Annotated in this window: 13 protein-coding genes; 12 read left to right on the top strand and 1 reads right to left on the bottom strand. The window is 68.8% G+C overall.

The annotated features are described in order from the left end of the window. The first annotated feature begins 347 nt into the window (after window positions 1-347). The 9 genes from ngcE to ACWCPY_RS11210 all read left to right on the top strand — a co-directional run bounded on the left by ngcE (window position 348) and on the right by ACWCPY_RS11210 (window position 12,555). Entirely contained in the window at window positions 348-1,796 is a 1,449-nt protein-coding gene (ngcE, locus tag ACWCPY_RS11250; RefSeq protein WP_451264060.1) for an N-acetylglucosamine/diacetylchitobiose ABC transporter substrate-binding protein, read from the top strand. 50 nt (window positions 1,797-1,846) lie between these two features. Beyond that, window positions 1,847-2,770, top strand: coding sequence for a carbohydrate ABC transporter permease (locus tag ACWCPY_RS11245; RefSeq protein WP_451264059.1), 924 nt, complete (start codon window positions 1,847-1,849; stop codon window positions 2,768-2,770). A gap of 91 nt (window positions 2,771-2,861) precedes the next feature. Continuing rightward, a complete protein-coding gene (locus ACWCPY_RS11240) occupies window positions 2,862-3,779 on the top strand; it encodes a carbohydrate ABC transporter permease (RefSeq protein WP_451264058.1) in 918 nt (305 codons plus the stop codon). Window positions 3,780-3,978: 199 nt separating this feature from the next. After that, the gene (locus ACWCPY_RS11235) at window positions 3,979-5,178 is read left to right on the top strand and encodes an ROK family transcriptional regulator (RefSeq protein WP_451264057.1); all 1,200 of its coding nucleotides are present in this window, start codon (window positions 3,979-3,981) and stop codon (window positions 5,176-5,178) included. 122 nt (window positions 5,179-5,300) lie between these two features. After that, window positions 5,301-6,398, top strand: a complete 1,098-nt coding sequence (locus ACWCPY_RS11230; RefSeq protein ID WP_451264056.1) for a substrate-binding domain-containing protein — start codon at window positions 5,301-5,303, stop codon at window positions 6,396-6,398. 268 nt (window positions 6,399-6,666) lie between these two features. Next, entirely contained in the window at window positions 6,667-7,461 is a 795-nt protein-coding gene (locus ACWCPY_RS11225; RefSeq protein ID WP_451264055.1) for an ATP-binding cassette domain-containing protein, read from the top strand. Then, window positions 7,458-8,771 carry a sugar ABC transporter permease gene (locus ACWCPY_RS11220; RefSeq protein ID WP_451264054.1) on the top strand — a complete coding sequence of 438 codons (1,314 nt, stop codon included), beginning with the start codon at window positions 7,458-7,460 and terminating at the stop codon, window positions 8,769-8,771. Before ACWCPY_RS11225 ends, ACWCPY_RS11220 begins: the two co-directional genes overlap by 4 nt. Window positions 8,772-8,945: 174 nt before the next feature. After that, window positions 8,946-10,874, top strand: a complete 1,929-nt coding sequence (dxs, locus tag ACWCPY_RS11215; protein WP_451264053.1) for a 1-deoxy-D-xylulose-5-phosphate synthase — start codon at window positions 8,946-8,948, stop codon at window positions 10,872-10,874. Between the two features lie 169 nt (window positions 10,875-11,043). Then, window positions 11,044-12,555 (top strand): amino acid permease, encoded by a 1,512-nt coding sequence (locus ACWCPY_RS11210; protein WP_451264052.1) that lies wholly within the window; start codon window positions 11,044-11,046, stop codon window positions 12,553-12,555. A gap of 71 nt (window positions 12,556-12,626) precedes the next feature. Here the strand turns inward: ACWCPY_RS11210 and ACWCPY_RS11205 are convergent, their stop codons facing one another. Next, window positions 12,627-13,730, bottom strand: coding sequence for an LCP family protein (locus ACWCPY_RS11205; protein ID WP_451264051.1), 1,104 nt, complete (start codon window positions 13,728-13,730; stop codon window positions 12,627-12,629). Window positions 13,731-13,911: 181 nt separating this feature from the next. Here ACWCPY_RS11205 and galE point away from each other — a divergent pair, with 181 nt between their 5' ends. The 3 genes from galE to ACWCPY_RS11190 all read left to right on the top strand — a co-directional run bounded on the left by galE (window position 13,912) and on the right by ACWCPY_RS11190 (window position 17,633). After that, on the top strand, window positions 13,912-14,919 hold the full coding sequence (galE, locus tag ACWCPY_RS11200; RefSeq protein WP_451264050.1) for a UDP-glucose 4-epimerase GalE: 1,008 nt from the start codon (window positions 13,912-13,914) through the stop codon (window positions 14,917-14,919). A gap of 84 nt (window positions 14,920-15,003) precedes the next feature. Continuing rightward, a complete protein-coding gene (locus tag ACWCPY_RS11195; RefSeq protein ID WP_451264049.1) occupies window positions 15,004-16,110 on the top strand; it encodes a hypothetical protein in 1,107 nt (368 codons plus the stop codon). After that, window positions 16,107-17,633, top strand: a complete 1,527-nt coding sequence (locus ACWCPY_RS11190) for a hypothetical protein (protein ID WP_451264048.1) — start codon at window positions 16,107-16,109, stop codon at window positions 17,631-17,633. The genes ACWCPY_RS11195 and ACWCPY_RS11190 overlap by 4 nt, the downstream gene beginning before the upstream one ends. Window positions 17,634-17,736 lie beyond the last annotated feature (103 nt).

Genomic DNA, 17,736 nt, shown 5'->3' with positions numbered 1-17,736 from the left:
ACCGAGAGCGTGCGGGGGCCATGTATCCCTGAGGTCTCAACTCGGGAAAGACTGCTGTTCAAACTCGCATTCGATCTTGCTCAGTCGGCCGTGAGTGGACTATACCTGTCGGCGTCTGCACAGCTTTTCGGCGACGCGGGCAAGGGGGACAAGGGGGAAGGCCGAGGACGGCACGACGGGTGCATCCGACGCCTGATCCCCCTGAGCCCCCCACTGCACATGGCTAGCCTGAAATCAGCACCACCCAAGCGCAACTGACCGCGGTGGCGGGGCCCTTCGCCTGAGGCGAATATCGACGGGCGACCGGTACACACCGCCTGAGTCCTGGAGAAGGCGAGGACTTGAGCATGGGATCCACCTCCGCCCACAAGAATGAGGGCCTTGGCCGTCGCGATGTGATCAAGCGATCGGCCGCACTCGGTCTGATCAGCGTTCCGACGATGGGCTTCCTGTCGGCGTGCGCGAGCAGCGACGGCGGCAGCGACAAGAAGGTCGAGAAGGGCAAGGCCACCAAGGCCAACCCGCTCGGCGTCAACGAGACGGCCCCGCTCGAGGTGGTCATCTTCGACGGCGGCTTCGGCCAGCAGTACGCGATCGACGCGGAGAAGAAGTACAACGCGGCGTTCCCGAAGGCCCCGAAGGTCAAGCACGTCGCGACCCAGAAGATCCAGTCGCAGCTGCAGCCCCGTTTCAACGGTGGCACCCCGCCGGACCTGATCGACAACTCCGGCGCCGAGCAGATGGACATGGGTGTCCTGGTCGGCAAGAAGCAGCTGCTCGACCTGACGCCGCTGATGGACGCCCCGTCCATCGACGACCCGAGCAAGAAGGTCCGCGACACGCTGCGCCCCGGTGTCCTGGAGATGGGTCAGTTCGACGGCGACCCGGTCTGGATCATGTACTACGCGTACACCGTGTACGGCGTCTGGTACTCGCAGACCGCGCTGGAGAAGCTCGACGCGGAGTACCCGGAGGACTGGGACGCCATGCTCGCCCTCTGCGCGAAGGCGAAGAAGCAGGGCATCGCGGGCTGGACGTACGCCGGTAAGTACCCGTACTACCTGCCGTTCTCGCTCTACCCGTTCATCGGCAAGATCGGTGGCCGGGAGGTTCTCGACAAGATCGACAACCTGGAGCCGAACGCCTGGAAGGACCCCGCGGTCAAGGCGGCCTTCGAGGCGTACTACGAGCTGTACCAGAAGGGCTACATCCTCAAGGGCACCCCCGGCCTGACCCACATCCAGTCGCAGACCGAGTGGACCAAGGGCAAGGCGCTCTTCCTCCCGAACGGTTCGTGGGTGGAGAACGAGGCCGCGCCGACCACGCCCAAGGACTTCAAGATGATGGTCGCGGCGCCGTCCAGCCTGGACTCGTCCGACAAGATGCCGTTCGGCACCATCTGGGCGTCCGGCGGCGAGCCCTTCATCGTCCCGGCCAACGCGAAGAACCCCGAGGGCGGCATGGAGCAGCTGCGCATCATGCTCTCCGAGGAGTCCTCGAAGAACTTCACCAAGCAGGTCAAGTCGCTCAGCGCCTTCAACGGCGGCACCGACGGTCTGACCCTGTCGACCGCCATGCAGTCCGGTGTCGACGCGCTGAAGAAGGCCGGCGACAACGTGGTGAACCCGCGTCTGCAGGACTGGTACGTGAAGCTCCAGAAGGAGCAGATCGGTGTCGCCGGCATCGGCGAGATGATGGCCGGCCGCGCGACCCCGGCGGAAGCCATCAAGAAGATCCAGGCCTTCGCCGACGCGGCGGCCAAGGACCAGTCCATCAAGCACTACAAGCACCAGTGAGCAACCGTCACCAGCGGCGGCACCCGCGGAAAGATCGGGGTCGGTAAACGATGCAGCACGGCAAGTACCGTTTCATCGTGGGATTCTTGGTACTCCCACTCGCGTTGTACGCGGTCTTCGTCATCTGGCCGTTCATCCAGTCCATCTACTACTCGTTCACGGACTGGACCGGCCTGAGCCCGGACTTCAAGATGGTCGGGTTCGACAACTACACGAGGATGCTGAAGGACGACATCTTCTGGAAGTCGTTGCAGCACAGCGTGTTGCTCGTGCTGCTGCTGCCGCTGGTGACGCTGGGCCTGGCGCTCTTCTTCGCCTTCATGCTCAATGTCGGGGGCCGGCGGCGCAAGAACGCCGCGGTCTCCGGCGTGCGGGGTTCCGGTTTCTACAAGATCGCCTATTTCTTCCCGCAGGTGCTCTCGATCGTCATCGTGGCCCTGCTCTTCCAGTTCGCGTTCAACCCCACCAGCGGGATGCTGAATTCGACACTGAAGGGAATCGGCCTGGATTCCGTCCAGCCGGACTGGCTGGGCGACCCGAGTCTCGCGCTGGTCTGCGTCATGACGGTGCTGGTCTGGTCGACGGTCGGATTCTTCGTCGTCCTTTTCTCGGCCGGAATGGCGTCCATCCCGAAGGACTTCTACGAGGCGGCGCTCCTCGACGGCGCCAACCGCTTCACCACGTTCTTCCGGATCACACTTCCGCTGCTCTGGGACACGGTGCAGTCGGGCTGGGTCTACATGGGCATCCTGGCCCTCGGTGTGGAGGCGTTCACCGCCGTACAGGTCATGACCGTGGGCCCCGGTGGCCCCGACTACTCGACCACGGTCCTGCCGCTGTACGTGTACCAGACGGCCTTCCGCGACGGGCAGGCCGGCTACGCGACGACGATCGGTGTCGGACTGCTCATCGTCACGCTGGCCTTCGCCGCCATCGTGATGCGACTGGGCCGCCGCGATCGGCTGGAGTTCTGATGCTGCGATTCCCGGGAGACGTCCCCCGGACCCCCAGCAGGCACCACAGGTCGGCCTCCGTGTCCGGCTCGACAGTACGAGGTGAGTACACGTGAAGACGACCGACACTCCTCCCGCGGCCCCGGCCGCGGACCCGGCTCCGGTGGCCAAGGCGCCCGCACCCGCCGCCAAGGAGAAGAGCAGCGAGGGCCAGGTCCTCAACGTCTTCTCGCACGGTGTGCTGATCATCTGGGCGATCCTGGTCGTCCTGCCGCTGCTCTGGGCTGTGATGGCGTCGTTCAAGACGGACGATTCCATCCTGTCGACGCCGTGGGCGCTGCCCGACAAGCTGCACTTCGAGAACTGGTCGCGCGCCTGGAGCCAGGCGCACATGAGCGACTACTTCTTCAACACCGTCGTGGTGGTGGGCTGTTCGCTCGTCGGCACCCTGCTGCTCGGCTCGATGGCGGCGTACGTACTGGCGCGGTTCGACTTCCCCGGCAACCGCTTCATCTACTACCTGTTCATCGGCGGGATGAGCTTCCCGATCATCCTGGCGCTGGTCCCGCTGTTCTTCGTGATGAACAACATGGCCCTGCTGAACACGCGGCACGGACTGATCATGGTCTACATCGCGTACTCGCTGCCGTTCACCGTCTTCTTCCTCACCTCGTTCTTCCGTACGCTGCCGACCTCAGTGGCGGAGGCGGCGATGCTCGACGGGGCCTCGCACACCCGGACGTTCTTCCAGGTGATGCTGCCGATGGCGAAGCCCGGCCTGATCAGCGTCGGTATCTTCAACTTCCTCGGGCAGTGGAACCAGTACATGCTGCCGACGGTGCTCAACACCGAACCGAAATACCGGGTGCTCTCCCAGGGCCTGGTCGAGCTGGCCACCAGCCAGGGGTACAAGGGTGACTGGTCCGGTCTCTTCGCCGGTCTGGTGATGGCGATGCTGCCGGTCCTCGCGGCCTACATCATCTTCCAGCGCCAGGTCGTCGCCGGGCTCACCGCGGGCGCGGTGAAGTAGCGGCACGCACCCCTCCCGTACCCATGAACCGCCCGTCGGCCACGCGCCGGCGGGCGGTTCACGCGTGTACCGGGTCCGTCATGGTGCGGGCGCCGCGCTCATCCGAGGCTTCGCTTGCTCAAGGTCTTGACGGGGAGTACCGCAAAACGCTCAGCTTAGAGTTCACATGTTAGAGAAAACGGTAGGAGTGAGAGAGTCGATGGAGACTCCGGGGTCGCAGACATCTCTGCATCGCGCCAACCTTGAGCGGGTCGTGCGCGCGGTACGCATGGCCGGCTCGCTCACCCAGGCGGAGATCGCGCGGAGCACCGGCCTGTCAGCGGCCACGGTCTCCAATATCGTTCGTGAACTGAAGGAAGGCGGCACGGTCGAGGTCACCCCGACCTCGGCGGGCGGCCGCCGGGCCCGCAGCGTCTCGCTCAGCGGCGACGCGGGCATCGTGATCGGGGTCGACTTCGGCCATACGCATCTGCGCGTCGCGGTCGGCAACCTCGCCCACCAGGTGCTCGCCGAGGAGGCCGAGCCGCTGGACGTCGACGCCTCCTCCGCGCAGGGGTTCGGGCGGGCCGAGCAGCTGGTCAGGCGGCTGATCGGGACGACCGGGATCAGTCCGGACAAGGTGATCGGGGTGGGGCTCGGAGTTCCCGGCCCGATCGACGTGGAGTCCGGCACGCTGGGCTCCACGTCGATCCTGCCGGGCTGGACGGGCATCAACCCCAGCAAGGAGCTCGCCGGCCGGCTCGGTGTGCCGGTGTACGTCGACAACGACGCCAACCTCGGCGCGCTCGGCGAGCTGGTCTGGGGGAGCGGCCGGGGGGTCAAGGACCTCGCCTACATCAAGGTCGCCAGCGGTGTCGGCGCCGGTCTGGTGATCGACGGACGCATCTACCGGGGGCCGGGCGGCACGGCCGGCGAGATCGGGCACATCACGCTCGACGAGTCCGGGCCGGTGTGCCGCTGCGGCAACCGCGGCTGTCTGGAGACCTTCACGGCCGCCCGGTACGTACTGCCGCTGCTCCAGCCCAGCCACGGGCCCGATCTCACCATGGAACGGGTGGTCCAGCTGGCCCGCGAGGGCGATCCGGGCTGCCGCCGGGTGATCGGCGACGTCGGACGGCACATCGGCAGCGGTGTGGCCAACCTCTGCAATCTGCTCAACCCCAGCCGGGTGGTCCTGGGCGGATCGCTCGCCGAGGCGGGCGAGTTGGTGCTGGCCCCGATCCGCGACTCGGTCTCCCGGTACGCCATTCCGAGCGCGGCCCGGCAGCTCTCGGTACTGCCCGGGGCGCTGGGCGGCCGGGCCGAAGTCCTGGGCGCACTGGCCCTCGTGCTCAGCGAGATGGGGGATTCGACCCTTTTGGAAAGCACCTTGCCGAAGACCACTCCTGCCTTCACTTAGATAACGAATGGCACCGTTGTCATCTCGTTAAGGATTTACTCCTTGACGCTGACGTTGTAGCCGAGTTGACTGCCAGCCACCTCGGCCGCAACGTTGCGGCCTCGTCAGGGAGGCAACCCGAAATGAACGCAACGACGCGACGCATCGTCATTGGCACGGCCGCACTCTCCATGGCCGTCTCCCTCGCGGCGTGTGGCAAGGCCGGCGACGACAAGGACTCCGGCAGCGGCGGCGACGGCAAGACCATCGGCCTGCTCCTGCCGGAGAACAAGACCACGCGTTACGAGACGTTCGACCGCCCCATCATGGAGGCGAAGATCAAGGCGCTGTGCTCCGACTGCGAGGTCAAGTACAACAACGCCGCGCAGGACAGCGAGACCCAGAAGAAGCAGTTCGACGCGCTCGTCACGCAGGGTGTGAAGGTCATCATCCTGGACACCGTCGACTACAAGGCCGCGAAGTCCTGGGTCCAGCAGGCCGCGAAGAAGGACGTCAAGGTCGTCGCGTACGACCGTCTCGCCGAGGGCCCGATCTCCGCCTATGTGTCGTACGACAACGAGAAGATCGGCCAGCTCCAGGGCGAGGCGCTGGTCAAGGCGATGGGCGCCAAGGCCAAGGACAGCAACGTTGTCATGATCAACGGCTCGCCGACCGACCCGAACGCCCCCTTCTTCAAGAAGGGCGCGCACAGCGTCCTCGACAAGCAGGTCAAGAAGGTCGTCTACGAGCAGGACATCCCGGACTGGTCGGCGGACGAGGCCAACAAGAAGATGGGAGCGGCCATCGACTCCCTGGGCAAGAACGGCTTCCAGGGCGTCTACTCCGCCAACGACGGCATGGCCGGCGGCATCATCACGGCCCTGAAGAAGCAGGGTGTGAAGGTCCCGGTCGGCGGTCAGGACTCCGAGCTCGCCGGTCTGCAGCGCATCCTCGCGGGCGAGCAGGCCTTCTCGATCTACAAGCAGATCAAGCCGGAGGCCGAGACCACCGCCGAGATCGCCGTCCGGCTGCTCAAGGGCGAGAAGTTCGACGACCTGGCCCCGGTCAAGGTCGACAGCCTCTCGGGCGAGTTCAAGGGCACCCCGTCCAAGCTGTACGACGCCTCGGTCGTGACCAAGGAGAACATCGCCTCCACGATCGTCGCCGACAAGGTCTACAAGGTCGAGGAGATCTGCACCGCCCAGTACAAGGCGGCCTGCGACGCCGCCGGCGTCAAGTAGTCACCCGCCGGCAGACGTCACCCCGGTCCGGTCCGGCGCCCGCCCCGTCACATGCCCCGCAGCAGGGGCGGGCGCCGGACTTCTCACCGGTTCCGGACCTCTCGCGGACCCCGGACTCCCGCGGTTGCGGCCTTCGGCGCGTCCTCGCCCCCGGGCGACGGCCTTTCGAGGGCATCCCCCGGGGCTCCCGGTCACTCCGGTGGCCCGGCGACCGGCTCCGCCCCCTGTGCTCAGCAGCACCATCCCCGCCGGTCAGGCGGCGAAGGAGATGATTCACGTGTCCGCTACGCCCGTGCTGGCGTTGCGCGGAATCTCCAAGCGGTTCGGCGCCGTACAGGCGCTCACCGATGTGGACCTGGAGATTCGCTCCGGCGAAGTGGTCGCCCTGGTCGGCGACAACGGCGCCGGCAAGTCGACCCTCGTCAAGACCATTTCGGGTGTCCACCCGATCGACGAAGGCGCCATCGAGTGGGAAGGCGCACCGGTCCGCATCAACCGGCCGAACGACGCCCAGGAGCTCGGAGTCGCCACCGTCTACCAGGACTTGGCGCTCTGCGACAACCTCGATGTGGTCGCCAACCTCTTCCTCGGCAGCGAACTGCGCAAGGCCTCCGTCCTCGACGAGATCGGGATGGAGAAGCGCGCCAAGGAACTGCTCGACACGCTGTCCATCCGGATACCCAGCGTCCGCATCCCGGTCGCCTCGCTCTCCGGCGGTCAGCGCCAGGTCGTGGCCATCGCCCGCGCCCTGATCGGTGACCCCAAGGTCGTCATCCTCGACGAGCCGACCGCCGCCCTCGGCGTCGAGCAGACCGCCCAGGTCCTCGACCTCGTCGAGCGGCTGCGCGAGCGCGGCCACGGCGTCATCCTCATCAGCCACAACATGGCCGACGTGCGCGCCGTCGCCGACAGGGTGGCGGTGCTGCGGCTGGGCCGCAACAACGGAGTCTTCGACGTGGCGACCACGTCCCACGAGGAGATCATCTCCGCGATCACCGGTGCGACGGACAACGCCGTCACGCGCCGTCAGGCCCGCACAGTCACGAAGGAGGACGCGAAGTGAGCGACCTCGCCAAGACCCCCAAAACCGCTGCCGACGAGCCCGCCGCCGCGATACCCGCGGCCGAGCCGTCGGCGGCCCCCGCCCCCGCGGTGGACCCGCGCCTGCTCGTCCGCGAGGAAGGCTTCAAGGGCTACTGGTCCGAGTTCACCCGCAAGGTGCGCGGTGGCGAGCTCGGCTCACTGCCGGTCCTGGTCGGCCTGATCATCATCGCGGTCGTCTTCCAGTTCCAGAACAGCAACTTCCTCTCCGCCAGCTCCATCGCCAACGTCGCCGTCTACAGCTCCGGCCTCGGCATCATGGCGGTCGGCATCGTCTTCGTGCTGCTGCTCGGCGAGATCGACCTGTCCGTCGGCTCGGTCGCCGGTGTCGGTGCGGCCGTCTGGGCCGTGCTCAACGTCAACCACGGCTGGAACGACTGGTCGGCGGTGCTCGTCGCGGTGCTCTCCGGCATGGTGCTCGGCGCGCTGCACGGCTTCTTCTTCGCCAAGATCGGGGTGCCGGCCTTCGTCGTCACCCTGGCCGGTTTCCTCGGCTGGAGCGGTCTGCAGGAGTGGATGATGGGCGGTGAGGGCTCGATCAACACGCCGTCCGGCAGCATCGTCGAGAACCTCACCAACTACTTCTTCGAGGACAAGGCCGTCGCGTACGGTGTCGCCCTGGTCGCCGTCCTCGCCTACGCCGTCTCGCTCCTGATGGACAGCCGGCGCCGCGGGGCCGCGGGTCTGCCCGCCCGTCCCACCACCGAGGTCCTGCTCCGCACGGGCGTCGTCGCGATCCTCTGCTTCGCCGTCGCGTACGTCCTGAACGAGCCCTCCGGCGCCCGCGGCCTGCCGCTGGCCCTGGTGATCTTCCTCGCCGTGCTGGTCGTCGCGGACTTCGTGGCCCGCCGGACCACCTTCGGCCGCCAGGTCTTCGCGGTCGGCGGCAACCCGGAGGCCGCGCGCCGGGCCGGTATCGACGTCGACCGGATCCGGATCACCGTCTTCGCGCTCTCCGGAATGCTGGGCGCCTTCGGCGGACTCTTCATCGCCAGCCTCTCCGGCGGTGCCACCAAGAGCGTCGGCGGCGGAAACACGCTGATGCTGGTCATCGCGGCCGCCGTCATCGGTGGCACCAGCCTCTTCGGCGGCCGGGGCAAGGTCTGGTCCGCGCTGCTCGGCATGATCGTGATCCAGTCGATCCAGCAGGGCCTGAACATGATCGGCATGGCCAACGCCATCCAGTACATGATCACCGGCGCGGTGCTGCTGGCCGCCGTGGTCATCGACTCGGTCTCCCGCCGCACCCAGAAGACCGCGGGCCGCGCGTAACCACCACGCCGCACGGTCCGGTGCCCGGCGCCCCGAAGCGGGCGCCGGGCACTTCCGGGTGCCGGGGACGGGGGTGGGACAGCACACTCCATGCCCGATGCCCGGGAGGACGAGCGGAACATTAGACTCATCGGATCGGCATGCTCGACCAGCTCAAGACGCAAGGAGGCACGGGTGGCTCTGCTGACCCGCATCGGTGGACCGCGTGACCTGGACCGGCTCACTCCCGAGCAGCTGGACCAGCTCGCCGAAGAGATCCGGACCTTCCTCGTCGACGCCGTATCGAAGACCGGCGGCCACCTCGGCCCCAACCTGGGTGTGGTCGAACTCACCATCGCCCTGCACCGGGTCTTCGACTCGCCGAAGGACAAGGTGCTGTTCGACACCGGTCACCAGAGCTATGTGCACAAGCTCCTCACCGGCCGGCAGGACTTCTCGAAGCTCAAGAGCAAGGGCGGCCTCTCCGGCTACCCCTCCCGTGCCGAGTCCGAGCACGACATCATCGAGAACTCGCACGCCTCCACGGTGCTCGGCTGGGCCGACGGCCTCGCCAAGGCCAACGAGGTGCTGGGCAAGGACGACCACGTCGTCGCGGTCATCGGTGACGGCGCGCTCACCGGCGGCATGGCCTGGGAGGCGCTGAACAACATCGCCGCCGCCAAGGACCGCCCGCTCGTCATCGTCGTCAACGACAACGAGCGCTCCTACGCGCCGACCATCGGCGGCCTCGCCAACCACCTCGCGACGCTGCGCACCACCGACGGCTACGAGCGTTTCCTGGCCCGCGGCAAGGACCTCCTGGAGCGCACCCCCGTCGTCGGGAAGCCGCTGTACGAGACGCTGCACGGGGCCAAGAAGGGACTGAAGGACTTCATCGCCCCGCAGGGCATGTTCGAGGACCTCGGCCTGAAGTACGTCGGCCCGATCGACGGCCACGACATCGAGGCCCTGGAGTCCGCGCTGCAGCGCGCCAAGCGCTTCGGCGGCCCCGTCATCGTGCACTGCCTCACCGAGAAGGGCCGCGGCTACACCCCCGCCCTGCTCGACGAGGCCGACCGCTTCCACGCCGTCGGCAAGATCCACCCCGACACCGGCCTCCCGGTCGCCACCTCGGGCCTCGACTGGACGTCCGTATTCGGCGAGGAGATGGTCAAGCTCGGCAAGGAGCGCGAGGACATCGTCGCGATCACCGCGGCCATGCTCCAGCCGGTCGGACTGACCAAGTTCGAGAAGGCGTTCCCGGACCGGATCTACGACGTCGGCATCGCCGAGCAGCACGGCGCGGTCTCCGCGGCCGGCCTCGCCACCGGCGGACTGCACCCCGTCTTCGCGGTGTACGCCACCTTCCTCAACCGCGCCTTCGACCAGGTACTGATGGACGTGGCGCTGCACAAGTGCGGTGTGACGTTCGTCCTGGACCGGGCCGGGGTCACCGGCACCGACGGCGCCTCGCACAACGGCATGTGGGACATGTCGATCCTCCAGTGCGTGCCCACGCTCCGGATCGCCGCCCCGCGCGACGCCGACCAGGTCCGCGCCCAGCTCCGCGAGGCCGTCGAGGTCGACGACGCACCGACCGTGGTCCGCTTCTCCAAGGGCGCGGTCGGCCCGGCGGTCAAGGCCGTCGGCCGGGTCGGCGGCATGGACGTGCTGCGCGAGCCCGGCACCACCCGGCCGGACGTCCTCCTGGTCTCCGTCGGCGCGCTCGCCCCGATGTGCCTGGAGATCGCCGAGCTGCTGGAGGCCCAGGGCATCTCGACGACCGTCGTCGACCCGCGCTGGGTCAAGCCGGTCGACGAGGCCATGGCCCCGCTCGCCGAGCAGCACCGGGTCGTCGTCACCGTCGAGGACAACAGCCGGGCCGGCGGCGTCGGCTCCGCCGTCTCCCAGGCCCTGCGCGACGCCGGGGTCGACGTACCCCTGCGCGACTTCGGCATCCCGCCGCGCTTCCTCGACCACGCCTCCCGCAAGGAGGTCATGGCCGAGATCGGGCTGACCGCGCCGGACATCGCCCGCCAGGTCACCGGCCTCGTGGCCAAGCTGGACGGCCGCTTCGGGAACGGCGCCGACGCCCGCTCCGTGATCGAGCCCGCCCGCGACTGACACGGCCGGCCCGCGAGAGCGCGCACCGATACGGCCGATGGGCCGGTCGAGTCACCCTGTACGGGTGGTCCGACCGGCCCATTCGCGTGAAATCGTCCGGTGCGCAGCCCTGCGTCGCCGAAGCGGTCCCAAATCATGGCGTACACGACGAGTGCGTGGAGGTACGCCGGTGACTGCCCAGCAGGACACACCACCCAGCAGCGACGGACTGTTCCGGACCAAGACGGTCGAGCAGTCCATCCGCGACACCGAGGAGCCGGAGCACGCGCTCAAGAAGTCCCTCTCCGCCCTGGACCTCACGGTCTTCGGAGTGGGCGTCATCATCGGGACCGGCATCTTCGTCCTCACCGGCAAGGTGGCCAAGGAGACGGCGGGCCCCGCCACCGCCCTGGCCTTCGTGGTCGCCGCCGTCGTCTGCGCGCTGGCGGCGCTCTGCTACGCCGAGTTCGCCTCCACCGTGCCGGTCGCCGGCTCCGCCTACACGTTCTCGTACGCCTCGCTCGGCGAGCTGGTCGCCTGGATCATCGGCTGGGACCTGGTGCTGGAATTCGCACTGGGCACGGCGGTGGTGGCGGTCGGCTGGTCCGGTTACGTCCGCTCCCTGCTGGACAACTTCGGCTGGCACATGCCCGACGCGCTCTCCGGAACGGATGCGGCGAAAGGATTCGGCTTCGACCTCCTGGCCTTCGTCCTGGTGCTCGTCCTGACCGTGGTGCTGGTGCTCGGCATGAAGCTGTCCGCCCGGGTCACGACCGTCGTGGTCGCCATCAAGGTCGCGGTGGTGCTGATCGTGATCATCGCGGGGCTGTTCTTCGTGAAGGCCGCCAACTACTCGCCGTTCATCCCCGAGGCACAGCCGCAGCCCGCGGGTTCCGGGCTGACGGCGCCGCTGGTCCAGCTGATGTTCGGTTACGCACCCACCAACTTCGGCGTCATGGGCATCTTCACCGCCGCCTCCGTCGTCTTCTTCGCCTTCATCGGCTTCGACGTGGTGGCCACCGCGGCCGAGGAGACGAAGCTTCCGCAACGTGACATGCCCCGTGGCATCCTCGCCTCGCTCTTCATCTGCACCGTGCTCTACGTCGCCGTATCGCTGGTGGTCACCGGCATGGAGCACTACACGGAGCTGTCGGTGGAGGCCCCGCTGGCCGACGCCTTCAAGGCCGTCGGCCATCCCGTCTACGCCGGGCTCATCAGCTTCGGAGCCGCCATCGGCCTCACCACCGTCTGTCTGATCCTGCTGCTGGGACAGACCCGGGTCTTCTTCGCGATGAGCCGGGACGGACTGCTGCCGCGGTTCTTCTCCAAGACGCACCCGAAGTTCGGCACCCCGTACCGCCCGACCGTCCTGCTCGGCGTGATCATCGCGATCGTCGCCGGTTTCACCAGCATCAACGAACTGGCGACGCTGGTGAACATCGGCACGCTCTTCGCGTTCGTCGTGGTCGCCCTGGGTGTGCTGGTGCTGCGCCGTACCCGCCCCGAACTCCACCGTGCCTTCCGCACCCCGTGGGTACCGGTGATCCCGGTCCTCTCGGTCGCCGCGTCGGTGTGGCTGATGCTCAACCTCCCCGCAGAGACCTGGCTGCGCTTCGGCATCTGGATGGTCATCGGCGTGGTCGTCTACTTCGCCTACGGGCGCGGACACAGCCGGATCAACGACCCCGTAGGCCGTCCGTAGCTCCGCCCGTACACCGCGGCACCGTCGAAGACCGACGGAGCCGCGGTGTACGGGTCGTGCCTTCCGCCCCGTCAGCCGCCGGTGGCGGGGGACTTCTTCGCGGACTCCGGGATCGTGCCGTCCTTGCGGATGGCCTTCCAGAGGTCGTCGGCCTGCGGCTGGGCCGCCACCACGCGGTTGGGGTCCTGCTTGTCGTACGCCACCGGCAGCATGATCGTCTCCATGGTGCCCGGGTCCACGCCGTTCATCGACCGCGCGAACTCCGCGAGCGATGTGAGCGAGGCGAGCCCCGCGTCGGTGGTCAGCGACTTGGTGGCCGAGTTGGCGATCTTGTAGGACTTGGTCGGACTGCCCAGCAGGTTCTGCGACTTGACCTCGCTCAGCAGGGCGAGGAGGAACTGCTGCTGAAGCCCGATCCGGCCGAGGTCGCTGCCGTCCCCGATGCCGTGGCGGGTACGGACGTAGGCGAGCGACTCGGTGCCGTCGAGCTTGTGCGGGCCCTTGGTGAGGTCGAGGCCGGACGACTTGTCGTGGATGTCCTGCGGAACATCGACCGTGACGCCCCCGATGGCGTCCACCAGATCCTTGAACCCGGCGAAGTTGATCTCCAGGTAGTGGTCGATCCGGACCTTGGACATCTTCTCGACGGTCTTGACCACACAAGCCGGACCGACCTGCGAGTAGACGGAGTTGAACATCACACGGTTCGCCGACGGCACCGTGGAGCCGTCGGCCTTGGCGCACTCGGGCCGGGTCACCAGGGTGTCACGGGGTATGGACACGGCGACCGCCCTGGACCGGCCCTCGGGAATGTGCACCACCATCGCGGTGTCGGACCGGGCGCCGCTGACGTCACCGCCGCCGCCCAGCTCCTTGTTCTCGGCACCGGCCCGTGAGTCGGATCCGAGCACCAGCAGGTTCTGACCGCTGGTGGGCAGCTTCTCGGGACGGTCGTCGCCGAGCGCCTTGTCGATGTCCACGCCCGTGATGTTCCCGTCGAGGCGGCTGTAGAGCCAGTAGACGGTGCCGCCGCCGGCGAGCAGCAGGACGAGCAGGACGCTCAGAGTGATCTTGAGGCCGCGGCGGCGCTTGCGAGGGGCGCCCCGCCCCTTCCGTCCGCCACCGGAGGCCGGACGACCGTCGTGCGTGCCCTGTGTCATGGCGTCGTGGGTCATCCTGGTCGAGTCCTCATATCTCGTGGCCCGAGGTGGGCTGTGGAGTGCGTGGGACTCGGGTGGGGGGTGTGGCCGGTCCGTGCGTGCATGGCTGAGCGTGCACTATAGAACAGAGGATCGTGCGAATGGGTGTTTTGGTCCCCGGAATCATGATCTGCGCTGCTCGAACTACTATTCGTTCATGACTTGGTTGATCACGGGTGGGGCGGGCTTCATCGGGGCGCATGTCGTCCGCGCTATGCGCGAGGCCGGTGAGTCGGTCGTCGTGTACGACGACCTGTCGACGGGCGACCGCTCGCGGGTGCCCGCGGATGTCCCGTTCATCCAGGGATCGACGCTCGACGCGGCCCTGCTGCGCAGCACCCTGGCGGAGCTGCCGGTGCGGGGCGTGGTCCATCTCGCCGCGAAGAAGCAGGTCGCGGAGTCCGTCGAACGCCCGCTGTTCTACTACCGGGAGAACGTGCAGGGCCTGCAGACCCTGCTGGAGGCCGTGGCCGACAGCGAGGTGCGGGCGTTCCTCTTCTCCTCGTCGGCGGCGGTCTACGGAATGCCCGACGTAGGGGTGGTGACGGAGACGACTCCGTGCGCCCCGATCAACCCCTACGGCGAGACCAAGCTGGCGGGCGAGTGGATGGTGCGCGCCGCGGGGAAGGCGCACGGCATCGCCACGGCCTCGATGCGGTACTTCAACGTCGCCGGCGCGGCCGCGCCGGACCTCGCCGACACGGGCGTCTTCAACCTGGTGCCCATGGTCTTCGAGAAGCTGACCCGGGGTGCGGCCCCGGTGGTCTTCGGCGACGACTACGACACCGCGGACGGCACCTGCGTACGCGACTTCATCCACGTCGACGACATCGCCTCGGCGCACCTCGCCGCGGCGCGGGCGCTCCTCGGCCGGGAGCCGGGAACCGACCTGACCGTCAACATCGGCCGGGGCGAGGGCGTCTCGGTGCGGGAGATGATCGAACTGATCGGTGAGGTGACGGGGTACGGGGCCGATTCGGCTCCGGTGTCGGCGCCGCGCAGGGCGGGCGACCCGGCGAGGGTCGTCGCCTCCGCCGACCGGATCCGTGCCGAGCTGGGCTGGTCCGCCCGGCACGACGTGCGCGAGATGGTCGCCTCGGCCTGGGAGGGCTGGTGCCTCGGGCACCCCGCGGCGCGCCGTCCCGCCGCTGCCGCCTCGACCTGAGCATGCCATGGCTTGTTTATGATGTCTCGATCCAGAGCCCGTGACCCGCGCGGGCCTGCTCACCGGGGAGGGTGACGAACGGCGATGCGCAGCGCCCCCCTACGTGAAGCGAAGCAGCGGAACGAGCCCGCGGCGGAGGAGCCCGGGCGGCCCTCCCGTGTTCTGGGCGGTCCCTGGCTGCTGACCGGACATGACGGCAGGCTGACCGCGTACGTCCACGTCGACGGTGCCGTGCTGCGATGGACCGAGTCGGCCCCCGGCGGCCGACAGTGGGCGGGTCCGGACGTCCTGCCCGCGAAGGGCATCGACCGGCTCACCGTGGTGCAGGGGCAGAATCGTTACGCCCATCTGCTGGGGCGCCGCGTCCGGCCGCGGGCCGACGGCTGGACGAACGTGGACATCATGTACGCCACGCAGTACCAGACGGGCCGCCCGATGACGCAGTGGCGCTCGCTGGGCAATCCGTTCAAGGAGATCGACAAGGCGGTCGAGATCGGTGCCCCGGCCGCCGCCGTCGCGAGCGACGGCTCGCTGTACATCTGTGTCCCGACCGGACCGGGCGGAGTGGCCCTGCGCCGCGAGGACAAGCGGGGCCGATGGGAGGCGTGGGCTCAGCTCCAGGTCTCCGGCGGCACCGACGGGCCGGTCCCCGCGGCGACCTCGTCCGGCCAGGTGGAGGTCCTGGTCCCCACCCGCACCGCCGCGCTCCAGCTGCGGCAGACGGAGCCGGGTGGCGCCCTGGTGCGCGGGTACGAAGCGGCCGTGGCCCCCCTGCCCGGATCGGTGACCGCGCTGGAGACCGCCCCGGGACGGCTGACCTACTACCTGACCGACGCACGGGGCTCCGGTGCCGTCGCGATCCGGGAAGGAAGCTGGCCGCTGCCGCTGGGGGGCAACCCCGGGGACGGTCGCATCGCCGCGGTCCGGACCACGGTGGACGGCTTCGACTGCACGGTGCTCGCGGTCCGCGGGGCCGACGGGACGGTCAACCTCGGTGTCTGCGCGACCGAGAGCGAGCAGGCCGGATTCTGGTGGACCGGTACCGGAATGAGCTGTACCGGAGATCCGGCGGTGGCGGCCGACGGCCTCGGAAGAGCCGTCGTCGCGGTCGTCGGCGCCGATGGCGGGCTGGCCGTCGTACGCCAGGAGGAAGGCCAGGGGCTCACCCTCGGCGACTGGAGCCGGGTATGAGCGCCACGAGTCCGACGCAGCGCGTGACGATCGTCGCCGTACGCCATCGCGAGGCGGTGGCGCTCGTCGCGGCGGAGGGCGCCGGCGCCGAGCTCACGGTCCTGTGCGTCGAGGAGGACGGCAAGGACGGACGGGCGGCACTGGACCGCGCCCTCGCGGACGCCGGACGGCGCGGCTGCAAGGTCGCGGGCTCCCCGCGCACCATCGGTACGCGGGACGGCGGCGACGCACTGCTCCGGGAGCTGCGCGCACTGCGCCCGCAGCGGGTGCGCCTGGCGGACCCCGACCCGGCGCATGTCTCGTACGACGACGAACACGACCTTCCCGTGCACGACGAGCCGGCCGAGCACGCCGCCGCCGCGCTCGCCGCGCTGACCGCGGCCCGCGAACTGCAGCTGGAGTCGGGGACCCCGGTCTTCGTCGACTGTCACCGCGCCGGCGCGGACGGACGGACCGGCACCGCCCCGCAGCCGCGCTACCCGTACCCGGCGCACTGGCTGACCGAGGGATTCGACGGCAGGCTCACCGCCTTCCTGCCCTCCGCGGCGGGCGTCGTGCGATGGACGCAGCGCGAACCCGGGGGCACCGCCTGGCAGGGACCGGAACTCCTGCCCGGCCCGCGCCTGATGCCCGGCCTCCGGGTGGTCCGGGACGCGCACGGCTTCCCGCATCTCTTCGCGCTGCGCCGGACCCCGCTCAAGGACGGCGGCGACGACATCGCGGTGGTGCGGGCCGCGCAGTACCGCACCGGCCACCCGCTCACCCCGTGGCACTCGCTGGGCAGCCCGAATCCCGGGAACCGGTACCGCAGCCGGGAGGTCGGCTTCCCGGCGGCCGCGTTCGACGGCGCGGGCGGCCTCTTCGTCTTCGTACGCAATTTCGGCCACAGCGTGAGCTACCGGCACCAGGGGGCCGACGGCGTCTGCACTCCGTGGCAGCACCTGCGGGGCGTCCGCGTCGCCGACGAACTCGTCGCCGTGACCACGGCCGGCGGAGAGGTCGAGCTCTTCGCCCGGGCCCGGGATTCCGCCGCGGTGCTGCGCTGGCACCGCTCGGGGCCCGACGGTGCGTGGACCGAGGACCGGTCGGTGCCCCTCGCGCCCCGCCCGGGATCGATGGCGGCCGGGCCGGAGCCCGGGACGATTGTCATCCGTGACCTGAGCACCGGCGAGCCCTGCGTCTGGTGGCCGGGCGCGACGGGCCCGGTACCGCTCGGCGGCGCCGGGGGAGCGGGCCCCGTCACCGGCGTCCGGGGCGTCGAGGTGGACGGCTGGGCGTACTCCCTGCTGGTCCGGTCCGGCCCCGGGGGAGCCTGTGCGGTGGGGATGCATGCGGAGGGCCGGGCGGATGCGGGCGTGTGGTGGAACGAGGTGCCCGCGGATTCGACGGTGATGCCCGCTGTTGTCCGGGATCGTGCGGGGACTGTTACTTTGGCGGCGCTCACAGCCGGATCACAGCTGGCACTCTCTCACCGAGAGTCACCTTCCGACGGGTTCGAATTCGGTCACTGGTACACAGTGTGACCACCTGTCGTCCTTGATGATCTTTTTTGCCACAAGGTTGGCCGAAACCTGTTCAGGTTTTGATAAAGTCTGTGAATCTTCAATGTGAAGGGTTCGGGGGGGT

It is taken from the genome of Streptomyces sp. NPDC002403, from assembly GCF_053593015.1.
The sequence above is the reverse complement of the archived record's forward strand: the minus strand, read 5'-3'. Positions and strand labels throughout refer to the sequence as shown.

Bases quoted from the DNA above. Each gene is read 5' to 3' on its own strand.
- ACWCPY_RS11205 (WP_451264051.1), bottom strand. From the start codon at position 13,730: ATGACCCACGACGCCATGACACAGGGCACGCACGACGGTCGTCCGGCC.
- ACWCPY_RS11235 (WP_451264057.1), top strand. From the start codon at position 3,979: ATGGAGACTCCGGGGTCGCAGACATCTCTGCATCGCGCCAACCTTGAG.
- ngcE (WP_451264060.1), top strand. From the start codon at position 348: ATGGGATCCACCTCCGCCCACAAGAATGAGGGCCTTGGCCGTCGCGAT.
- galE (WP_451264050.1), top strand. From the start codon at position 13,912: ATGACTTGGTTGATCACGGGTGGGGCGGGCTTCATCGGGGCGCATGTC.
- ACWCPY_RS11245 (WP_451264059.1), top strand. From the start codon at position 1,847: ATGCAGCACGGCAAGTACCGTTTCATCGTGGGATTCTTGGTACTCCCA.
- ACWCPY_RS11190 (WP_451264048.1), top strand. From the start codon at position 16,107: ATGAGCGCCACGAGTCCGACGCAGCGCGTGACGATCGTCGCCGTACGC.
- ACWCPY_RS11230 (WP_451264056.1), top strand. From the start codon at position 5,301: ATGAACGCAACGACGCGACGCATCGTCATTGGCACGGCCGCACTCTCC.
- ACWCPY_RS11225 (WP_451264055.1), top strand. From the start codon at position 6,667: ATGATTCACGTGTCCGCTACGCCCGTGCTGGCGTTGCGCGGAATCTCC.
- ACWCPY_RS11195 (WP_451264049.1), top strand. From the start codon at position 15,004: ATGCGCAGCGCCCCCCTACGTGAAGCGAAGCAGCGGAACGAGCCCGCG.